Source organism: Streptomyces sp. NPDC002577, from assembly GCF_053594815.1.
In genome coordinates this window covers 53,655-62,899 of sequence record NZ_JBSFWK010000026.1, presented here as the reverse complement: position 1 = coordinate 62,899, position 9,245 = coordinate 53,655, and the positions used below count along the sequence as shown (strand labels likewise).

The following is a 9,245-nucleotide window of genomic DNA, read 5'->3' as shown; positions in this document are numbered from 1 at the left end:
GCCGCCACCCCATCCCGGGCACGGACCCACGCCGCCACCCCATCCCGGGCACGGACCCACGCCGCCACCCCATCCCGGGCACGGACCCACGCCGCCACCCCATCCCGGGCACGGACCCACGCCGCCGCCGTCGCCCGCACCCACGCACGAGCCAACCGCCCTACCGAACGGAGCCACTCCCCCATGACCGACGCCCCCCTCGCGACAGCCTCCGACCACTCCCCCGAAGCTCCCAAATCCCCCGACAGCCCCGAAGAATCCGTCGAGTCATTGGTACTGCACGCCACTGACAACGGCGTCTCGTGGATCACGCTCAACCGGCCCGAGGTCATGAACGCCGTCACCTGGGACCAGCGAGAACACATCATCCGGCTGCTCGCCGACGCCTCCGCCGACCCCGCCGTACGAGCCGTCGTGATCACCGCGACCGGCAGGGGTTTCTGTGCGGGGGCCGACCTGCGCGGATCGCCCTCCAGCGCCGAGCGGATCCCCGGCGACGTGGCACGGACCATCAGGCTCGGTGCCCAGCGTCTGATCGCGGCCGTCCTCGACTGCGAGAAGCCCGTGATCGCCGCCGTCAACGGCACGGCCGCCGGGATCGGGGCCCACCTCGCCTTCGCCTGCGACCTCGTACTGGCCGCGGAATCCGCCAAGTTCATCGAGGTGTTCGTACGGCGCGGACTGGTGCCGGACGGCGCGGGCGCGTATCTGCTCCCCCGTCTCGTCGGTCCGCAGCGCGCCAAGGAACTGATGTTCTTCGGCGACCCGCTCCCCGCCGCCGAGGCCGAACGGCTCGGACTCGTCAACCGTGTGGTCCCGTCCGACGAGCTGGAGAAGACGGCCCGCGAGTGGGCACAGCGGCTGGCCGCCGGCCCCACCCGGGCCATCGCCCTCACCAAACACCTGGTGAACGCCTCCCTCGACTCGGACCGCGCGACGGCCTTCGCGGCCGAGGCCATGGCTCAGGAGATCAACATGTCGACGGCGGACGCGCAGGAGGGCGTGGCCGCGTTCGTGGAGCGCCGCCCTCCGGCATACAAGGGTCGCTGATTCACAGCGCTGCATCACAGCGGTCGCCGAACACCTTCACTTCTGACGATCCGTCAGTTTCAATGGATGGTGTGATGGGACACGCAGGGATGGCGGCCACCGTCGTCCGATACCTCAGGTCCGTCGGGGCGCCCACCGTCGCCCGAACCGTCGACGCGCTGCCGCGGCCGGAGCTGCGTGCGGTCAGGGACGACGAGCGCGCGCCGGTCGATGCGGCCGAGTTCCGGCGCGTACTGGGCGACTTCGCGACCGGCGTGACCGTGATCACCGCACCGGCCGCCGAGGAGGAGGACGGTCCGGCGGGCTTCGCCTGCCAGTCCTTCTCGTCGCTCTCCCTCGACCCTCCCCTCGTCGTCTTCATGGTGACCCGCACATCGACCACCTGGCCGCGCATCGCGCGGGCGGGCGTCTTCTGTGTCAACATCCTGGGGGCGCACCAGGGCGATATGTGCCGCGGCTTCGCGGTGAGCGGTGCCGACAAGTTCGCGGGCGTCGCATACGACCGGGCACCGGTGTCCGGCTCGCCGCGCCTCTCCGGCGCGCCCGCCTGGATCGACTGCACGATCCAGGCCGTGCACACTGGCGGTGACCATCTGATCGTGGTGGGACGCGTGGACGCACTGGGCACACAGGCCGACGGCCCGGGGGGCCCGCTGCTGTTCCACCGGGGTCGATTCGGACGGTTGAGCGACTGAATCTTCGGTTCCGCACATGGCGCTCATCAGTGCGAGTGATCCGTACGGCTGGGGCTGTTACGGAGCGTGGTGGGCGCCCTACCTTCGAGGCATGAACAAGCCCACACGCATCGACGTGTCCGAGCTGCACGAGCCCCATCGCCTCACGCAACTCGTCGCCGGCCCCTACCCTGTCGAGATCACGGACCACGGTGAGGTGATCCAGGTCATCGAGGGTGACAAGCCCTATCTCACAGCTGAAGAGATGATCCAGTTCTGGGAGTCCGGCGGCGGGATCGATCGCGAGATGCTGGACGAGATCGATGCCATGTTCTCCGACTCGGATGAATACACCTCCGGAGACTCCGGTCATGTGTCGTGAATGGTGAACTCGCCCTCGCAGACACCAGTTTCTTCGTGGGCCGCGAGGTGGGGCGTCCCATGGTCACGGCGCTGCCGCGACGGCTGGGGGTCTCCTCCATCACGCTGGCTGAGCTGAGTCTGGGCGTCAACACAGCCCGCAACGACGAAACGCGCGCACGTCGGCTCGCGACGCTCCGCACGGCAGCCGGGCACCGGATCCTGGTGCCCGACCGCATCGTCGCCTCCGTCTGGTCGCAGATGATGGCCGAGATAGTCAGTTCCGGTCGTCGCCTGCCCAAGGCCCGCGTCAACGACGCCTGGATCGCCGCCACCGCCCGCGCCAACAGCATCCCGGTCGTCACCCAGGACGACGGCTTCGCCGCCTTCCCCGGCGTCGGCGTCATCCGCGTATGACCTACGCCGCCACCGCCGTCGGCACGGTCGCACGCCCCCGCCTGATCACCAACACCATCAGCGTCGCCGCAGCGCACAGCGCCCCCGACGCGTACCAGACCATGTCGTAGGAACCGTACACATCCCGGGCGACGCCGCCGAGGAAGGCGACCAGGGCCGCACCGACCTGGTGGGAAGCCAGGACCCAGCCGAAGACGATGGCGCTGTCGTCACCGTAGTGCTCGCGGCACAGGGCGAGCGTCGGCGGGACCGTGGCAACCCAGTCGAGGCCGTAGAAGACGATGAAGAAGATCATCGGCGGGTGGACGGTGGGAGCCAGGAGCATCGGCAGGAACAGCAGCGAGATGCCGCGCAGGGCGTAGTAGACGGCGAGCAGGCGGCGAGCCTCGAAGCGGTCCGTGAACCAGCCCGACGCCACCGTGCCGACCACGTCGAAGATGCCGATGACGGCGAGCAGCGAGGCCGCCGCCGTGACGGGCATGCCGTGGTCGTGGGCCGCGGGGACGAAGTGCGTCTGGACGAGGCCGTTCGTCGAGGCGCCGCAGATGGCGAAGCTGCCGGCGAGCAGCCAGAAGGGACCGGTCCGTGCCGCGGAGAAGAGGGTCTTGAGCGCGCGCCGAGCGGCACCCGGGACAGGGGCGGGCTTCTCCACGAACTCCTGCGAGCCATACGCCTTCAGACCCACATCAGCCGGATGGTCGCGCAGCAGCAACCATACGAACGGGACCACTGCCAGCGCGGCCAGCGCCACCGTCCCGGCTGCCAGGCGCCAGCCTTGCTTGTGCTCCTCCACCAGCCAGGACAGCAGCGGCAGGAAGATCAGCTGACCGGTTGCGGCCGCCGCGGTGAGGATGCCGCTGACCAGACCGCGGCGCTCGATGAACCACCGGTTCGTCACGGTCGCCGCGAACGCCAGCGCCATCGAGCCGGTGCCGAGGCCGACCAGCACACCCCAGCACAGCAGCAGCTGCCAGGCAGCCGTCATCCACACGGTGAGGCCGGAACCGAGCGCGATCATGGTCAACGCGACGGCGACCACCCGCCGGATACCGAACCGGTCCATCAGCGCCGCGGCGAACGGCGCGGTGAGCCCGTACAGCGCGAGGTTGATGGACACGGCGAGACCGATCGTGCCGCGCGACCAGCCGAACTCCTCGTTCAGCGGATCGATGAAAAGGCCCGGCACCGAACGGAAGGCCGCCGCGCCGATGATCGTCACAAAGGTGACGGCCGCGACGAACCAGGCGCGGTGCACCGAGAGACCGCGGGTGCGCCCCCGGCTGGCCGGGACGGCCGCGCCGACCGGGCGGGTCGGCAGATCCGCGGCCGGCAGGTCCGCGGTCGGCGCGTCTGCGGCCGGCTCGTCCTGGATGCGAGGCGCCGCGGTTGTCGGGGTCACGTCGTTCTGCGTCACACACAAGAGCTTCCCGTGTACCCGCCAACGAGATCGAGTGGCCCGAAGGACATCATTCGCTAGGATCGGGCCATGGGTACCGTGCGCGCGCTCCGCAGACACCGCGTCGTCGTCCTCGCCATGGACGGGCTGCTGCCCTTCGAGCTGGGCATCCCCCATCGCATCTTCGGTGGCGCCCGGGACGCCGACGGAAGACGGCTGTACGAGGTCTTCACCTGCTCCATCCGGCCGCCGGGACCGGTGCGTACGCAGGCCGACTTCGACATCGACGTATCGAACGGGCCGGAGGCGCTGGCCACCGCGGACACGCTCGTCGTGCCCGCCTCCTACGAGCTCGGCCCGGTCTTCGAAGAGGGCCGGCTCACGGACGAACTGGCCGCCGCACTCGCCCACCTGAGGCCGGGAACGCGGCTTTTGTCCATCTGCACCGGCGTCTACGTCCTGGCCGCCGCCGGCTACCTCGACGGCCGGCCCGCGACCACGCACTGGCGCGACGCCGAGCACTTCCAGCAGGTCTTCCCCCAGATCAAGGTCGACCCGGACGTCCTCTTCGTCGACGACGGCGATGTGCTGACCTCCGCCGGGGTCGCCGCCGGAATCGACCTGTGCCTGCATGTCGTACGCCGCGACCACGGCACCGCGGTGGCCAACGAGGTCGCGCGGCGCACGGTCGTACCGCCCCACCGCGACGGCGGACAGGCGCAGTACATCCACCGGCCGGTCCCCGAACCGCAGCTGGCCACCACGGCTGCCGCGCGCGCCTGGGCGCTGGAGCGGCTGCACGAGCCGATCCAGCTGCGCGACATGGCCGAGCAGCAGTCCATGTCGGTACGCACCTTCACACGCCGGTTCCGTGAGGAGGCCGGCGTGAGCCCGGGCCAGTGGCTGACGCAGCAGCGGGTCGAACGGGCCCGTCAGCTGCTGGAGTCCAGTGACCTCTCGATCGACCAGGTGGCCCGGGACGCCGGTTTCGGCACCCCCCAGTCCATGCGCCAGCACCTCCAGGCGGCCCTCGGCGTCACGCCGACCGCCTACCGGCGCACCTTCCGCGCCGCCGGCCCGCCCTCCGGACCGTCTGCCGAACCGCCTGCCGGCCAGGCCGCGAAGCTACAGCTGGTCGCCGACCGGGCCGCCTCATGAAGCCCAGAGGCCGTCCAGAGGCCTCATGAGGCCTCATGATGAGGTCTTCATGAGGTCCAGCGCCGCTCAGAACGTCAGCACCGCCCGCGCCACGCGCCCCTCCCGGGCGTCCTCCGCGGCCTTCGCGAAATCCTCCACCGGATACGTCGTCGTCACCAGCTCGTCCAGGAGCAGCCGGCCGTCCCGGTACAGGTCCGCGTAGAGGACGATGTCCCGTTGCGGCCGCGACGATCCGTAGCGGCAGCCGAGGATGGACTTGTCCAGGTACATCGACGAGACGAGGAACGACGCCTCGGCGGTCGCCGGAGGGACGCCGAGCAGGATGGCCTGACCGTGCCGGTCGAGCAGGTCGATCGCCTGCCGGATCAGATCCACGCGCCCCACGCACTCGAACGCGTGGTCCGCACCCTGCGGCAGTACGTCCTTGACGCCCTCCGTCGAGGTGAGGAAGTGCGTGGCGCCGAACTGCCGGGCCACCGCCTCCTTGTCCGGGTTCGCGTCCACGGCGACGATCGTGAGGGCGCCCGCGATCCGCGCCCCCTGGATGACGTTCAGGCCGATGCCGCCGGTGCCGATGACGAGCACGGTGTCGCCGCGGTCCACGCGCGCGCGGTTGAGCACGGCGCCCACCCCCGTCAGCACCCCGCACCCGATCAGCGCCGCCGAGGTCAGGGGTATCCCGGACGGGATCCGCACGGCCTGCACCGCCTTGACGATCGTCTGTTCCGCGAAGGCCGAGTTGGACGCGAACTGGTAGAGCGGCCGCCCGTCCCGTGCGAACGGCTGCTGCGGCATTCCGATCGCCTTCCGGCACATCGTGGGCCGCCCGCGGTCGCACTCGGCGCACGCCCCGCAGTTGGCGAGCGTCGAAAGTGCTACATGGTCCCCCGGCTGGACATGTGTGACGCCCATACCCACGGCCTCGACCACACCCGCGCCCTCATGTCCGAGCACCACAGGCACGGGGAAGGGTATGGTCCCGTCCACCACCGAGAGATCGCTGTGGCAGAGACCGGCCGCGGACACCCGGACCAGTACCTCTCCCGGCCCGGGTTCCCGTATCTCCAGGTCGTCGACGACCTGGATCTGTTTCCCGTCGAAGATCACGCCTCGCATCGCAGACTCCTCACCACGTTCTCTACGCGTTCGGACGTTCCTTCGCCGCTGCTGCCCTCGCCATCTCCTCCAGTCGCGCCAGCATCGGCATCGGGTCCGTGCCGACCGTGCCCGGGAGGAAGTCGGCGATCTTCTCCGGGGTCCAGGAGCCGTCCGCGTAGCCGGCGCGCAGTTCCCGGGGCTGGGCCCATACGGCGATCTTGGGGCCGGCGATCGTGTACACCTGGCCGGTGATGTTCTCGGCCCTGGCCCGGTCGCTGAGCAGGTAGACGACGAGGGCCGCGACGTCCTCGGGCTCGCCGATCTCCTTGAGCTCCATGGGCACGTTCGCGGACATCCGCGTACGGGCCACGGGGGCCACCGCGTTCGCTGTCACGCCGTACTTGTGCAGGCCGAGTGCCGCGCTGCGGACGAGCGAGATGATGCCGCCCTTGGCCGCCGAGTAGTTGGCCTGGGACACCGAGCCCTGATGGTTGCCGCTGGTGAAGCCGATGAGGGTGCCGGAGCCCTGCCTGCGCATGACCGCCGAGGCGGCGCGGAAGACCGTGAAGGTGCCTTTGAGGTGGGTGGCCACCACGGGATCCCACTCCTCCTCGGACATGTTGAAGAGCATGCGTTCGCGCAGGATGCCGGCCACGCACACGACGCCGTCGATCCGCCCGTACTCCGCGAGCGCCACGTCGACGAGCCGCTGCCCGCCCGCCATCGTGGAGATGTCGTCGGCGACCGCGACCGCCTCTCCGCCCGCGGACTCGATCTCCTTGACCACCGCGTCGGCTATCTCGCTGGTCGGTTCGGCGCCGCCGACCGAGACGCCGTAGTCGTTGACGACGACCTTCGCGCCCTCCGCGGCGGCAGCGAGGGCGACCGCCCGGCCGATGCCCCGCCCAGCGCCCGTCACGGCGACGACCTTGCCTGTCAGGAAGTTCCCCACGCCCGTCCCCTTCCCGAGGTTTCTGACGGACCGTTAGATTCAGTTGGGAGCCGATTCTACGACCCATCAGATACCTGGAGACAAGCCCCGGGGAGGGACCGATGTCACTGCCTGCCGAGTTCCACGACATCGCCAAGCGCGTGAACAACTGGGGCCGCTGGGGCGCCGACGACGAGATCGGGACGCTGAACCTGATCACGGACGCGGTCGTACGGGAGGCGGCCGCGAGCGCCCGGACGGGGCGCCGGGTCCCCCTCGCGCTGCCCCTGAAGCAGGACGGCGTACAGACCGGCGTGATCCCGGGCCGGGTCAACCCCCTGCACGCCATGGTGCAGATCAACCAGGAGATCTTCGGTCCCGGCACGATCGCCTGCAGCGACGACGCCGTGACGATGGGGCTGCAGGCGGGGACCCACTGGGACGCCCTCACCCATGTCTCGCACTCGGGGAAGATCTACAACGGCCGGCCCGCGAGCAGCGTCACAGCGCACGCGGGCGCCGAGTTCAGCGGCATCGACAAGCCTCGGCACATCGTCTCGCGCGGCGTCCTGCTGGACGTGGCCCGCGCACGCGGCACGGACCGGCTCGACGGGGCCCACGCCGTGACCCCCGAGGACCTGGAGGCGGCCGAGGAACTCGCGGGCACGACGGTACGGGCGGGCGACATCGTCCTCGTGCGCACCGGGCAGATCCAGACGTATCTGGCAGGGGACAAGCACGGTTACGGCTTTCCGTCCCCCGGGCTCTCCGTGCGGACGCCCGAGTGGTTCCACGCGCGCGATGTGGCGGCGGTCGCGAACGACACCCTGACCTTCGAGATCTTCCCACCGGAGATCGACAACCTCTGGCTGCCGGTGCACGCGCTCGACCTGGTCGAGATGGGCATGCTGCAGGGCCAGAACTGGAATCTCGAGGAGCTCTCCGAGGCCTGCGCGGACGAAGGGCGTTACGCCTTCCTGCTGTCCGCGATGCCGGAGCCGTTCGTGGGCGGGACGGGCACTCCGGTGGCGCCGGTCGCGATCCTCTAGACCGCGATCCCCCAGGCCGCGACCCTCCAGGCCGTGGAGGTGGAGTGGCGGCGCGCCGCACCCGCCCCGAGCACGGAACCGCGCACCGCCATCCAACTCCGACGTGCCGGCACCACACCCCCTGTGCCCCCGCAAGGTGCCGGTGCCACGCCGCGATCCGCACTCGCCGAGGACCCCGGTGATGGACGCCCTCGGCGTCCCCTCGCCGCGAATCGCTGACCACAAGGGTGATGAATCGGACACCTCACGTCAACACCCGCTCGGGTGTTATGTAACTTATGCCTGATTTATCAGGGCGCGTAGGGGAGCATGCAAGGGCGCGATCTCGCGCGCACTTCAGCTCGGGACGCAAGCCCGCGTACGGCACACCGCCTGCCCAACGACCTGAGCCGCAAGGCCCCTTCCGCAACACATCGCGGGCACGCCCGGCGCGCCTGCCGCCTAAACGGCCTCAGCCCGCACCCCTTCGTACGCCGCACCCTCGAATGCCGAGCCTCCGTACACCGCACCTCCATGCGCCGTCGCCTCGTACGACGTTGCGGTCGAGGCCGCCGCCGCCTCGCAGCGGTCCACCTCGCACCAGATGCGCTTGCCCGCCCCTTCGTGCTGCCAGCCCCAGCGGTCGGCGAGTCCGTCGACCAGCGCCAGGCCGCGCCCGTTCGTCTCGTCGCCTTCGGCCTGCCGCGGCCGCGGGGCGCGGGCGCTGGAGTCGGCGACCTCGACGCGGACCGTGCCCGGAGGGGTTGCGGGCACACAGGGCAGAAGGAGGCGCAGCACAGCGGGACAGCCGGTGTGCACGACGGCGTTGGTGACCAGTTCGGACACGAGCAGGACCAGCGTCTCGGCCAGCGGTTCGTCGACCTCTATGCCGGACCCGGCGAGCCGCGACCTGGCCCATCTCCGGGCGCGCCCCACTTCCGCGGGGTCGGGCCGGACCTCGATCTGCACCTGAAGCACCTGCACCGCTCACACCATCCGAACCGGCGGACACATCGCCTCGCGCCTCCACGGGGTCACGGATCGTGATCCCGTTGTGAGACAGCATGGTTGACGTACAGTCACCCCAACAAGCGCTTCGGGCATATTCCAGCGCGAAGGAGTACGCGTGCGGC

At 70.3% G+C, this 9,245-nt stretch carries 10 protein-coding genes; 6 read left to right on the top strand and 4 right to left on the bottom strand.

Annotated features, from left to right (window positions below; genetic code table 11):
* Positions 1-183 precede the first annotated feature (183 nt).
* The 4 genes from ACWD4J_RS27570 (at position 184) to ACWD4J_RS27555 (ending at position 2,501) form a co-directional block, all read left to right on the top strand.
* Positions 184-1,050, top strand: coding sequence for an enoyl-CoA hydratase/isomerase family protein (locus ACWD4J_RS27570; protein ID WP_451398118.1), 867 nt, complete (start codon positions 184-186; stop codon positions 1,048-1,050).
* A 74-nt stretch (positions 1,051-1,124) separates the two neighbouring features.
* On the top strand, positions 1,125-1,745 hold the full coding sequence (locus ACWD4J_RS27565) for a flavin reductase family protein (RefSeq protein ID WP_451398117.1): 621 nt from the start codon (positions 1,125-1,127) through the stop codon (positions 1,743-1,745).
* 91 nt (positions 1,746-1,836) lie between these two features.
* The gene (locus tag ACWD4J_RS27560; protein WP_451398116.1) at positions 1,837-2,106 is read left to right on the top strand and encodes a hypothetical protein; all 270 of its coding nucleotides are present in this window, start codon (positions 1,837-1,839) and stop codon (positions 2,104-2,106) included.
* Positions 2,103-2,501, top strand: coding sequence for a PIN domain-containing protein (locus ACWD4J_RS27555; protein ID WP_451398115.1), 399 nt, complete (start codon positions 2,103-2,105; stop codon positions 2,499-2,501). The genes ACWD4J_RS27560 and ACWD4J_RS27555 overlap by 4 nt, the downstream gene beginning before the upstream one ends.
* 1 nt (position 2,502) lies before the next feature.
* Here ACWD4J_RS27555 and ACWD4J_RS27550 read toward each other — a convergent pair whose 3' ends face one another.
* Positions 2,503-3,819, bottom strand: a complete 1,317-nt coding sequence (locus tag ACWD4J_RS27550) for an MFS transporter (RefSeq protein WP_451398162.1) — start codon at positions 3,817-3,819, stop codon at positions 2,503-2,505.
* 168 nt (positions 3,820-3,987) lie between these two features.
* On the opposite strand from ACWD4J_RS27550, the gene ACWD4J_RS27545 reads away from it, so the two are divergent.
* Positions 3,988-5,055: a GlxA family transcriptional regulator gene (locus ACWD4J_RS27545; RefSeq protein WP_451398114.1), complete on the top strand. Its 1,068-nt coding sequence runs from the start codon at positions 3,988-3,990 to the stop codon at positions 5,053-5,055.
* Between the two features lie 66 nt (positions 5,056-5,121).
* Here ACWD4J_RS27545 and ACWD4J_RS27540 read toward each other — a convergent pair whose 3' ends face one another.
* On the bottom strand, positions 5,122-6,171 hold the full coding sequence (locus ACWD4J_RS27540) for a Zn-dependent alcohol dehydrogenase (protein WP_451398113.1): 1,050 nt from the start codon (positions 6,169-6,171) through the stop codon (positions 5,122-5,124).
* Positions 6,172-6,193: 22 nt separating this feature from the next.
* Positions 6,194-7,105 (bottom strand): SDR family oxidoreductase, encoded by a 912-nt coding sequence (locus tag ACWD4J_RS27535; protein WP_451398112.1) that lies wholly within the window; start codon positions 7,103-7,105, stop codon positions 6,194-6,196.
* Positions 7,106-7,206: 101 nt separating this feature from the next.
* On the opposite strand from ACWD4J_RS27535, the gene ACWD4J_RS27530 reads away from it, so the two are divergent.
* A complete protein-coding gene (locus ACWD4J_RS27530; protein WP_451398111.1) occupies positions 7,207-8,133 on the top strand; it encodes a cyclase family protein in 927 nt (308 codons plus the stop codon).
* A gap of 441 nt (positions 8,134-8,574) precedes the next feature.
* On the opposite strand, the gene ACWD4J_RS27525 is transcribed toward ACWD4J_RS27530, so the two are convergent.
* Positions 8,575-9,096 (bottom strand): ATP-binding protein, encoded by a 522-nt coding sequence (locus ACWD4J_RS27525; RefSeq protein WP_451398110.1) that lies wholly within the window; start codon positions 9,094-9,096, stop codon positions 8,575-8,577.
* Positions 9,097-9,245 lie beyond the last annotated feature (149 nt).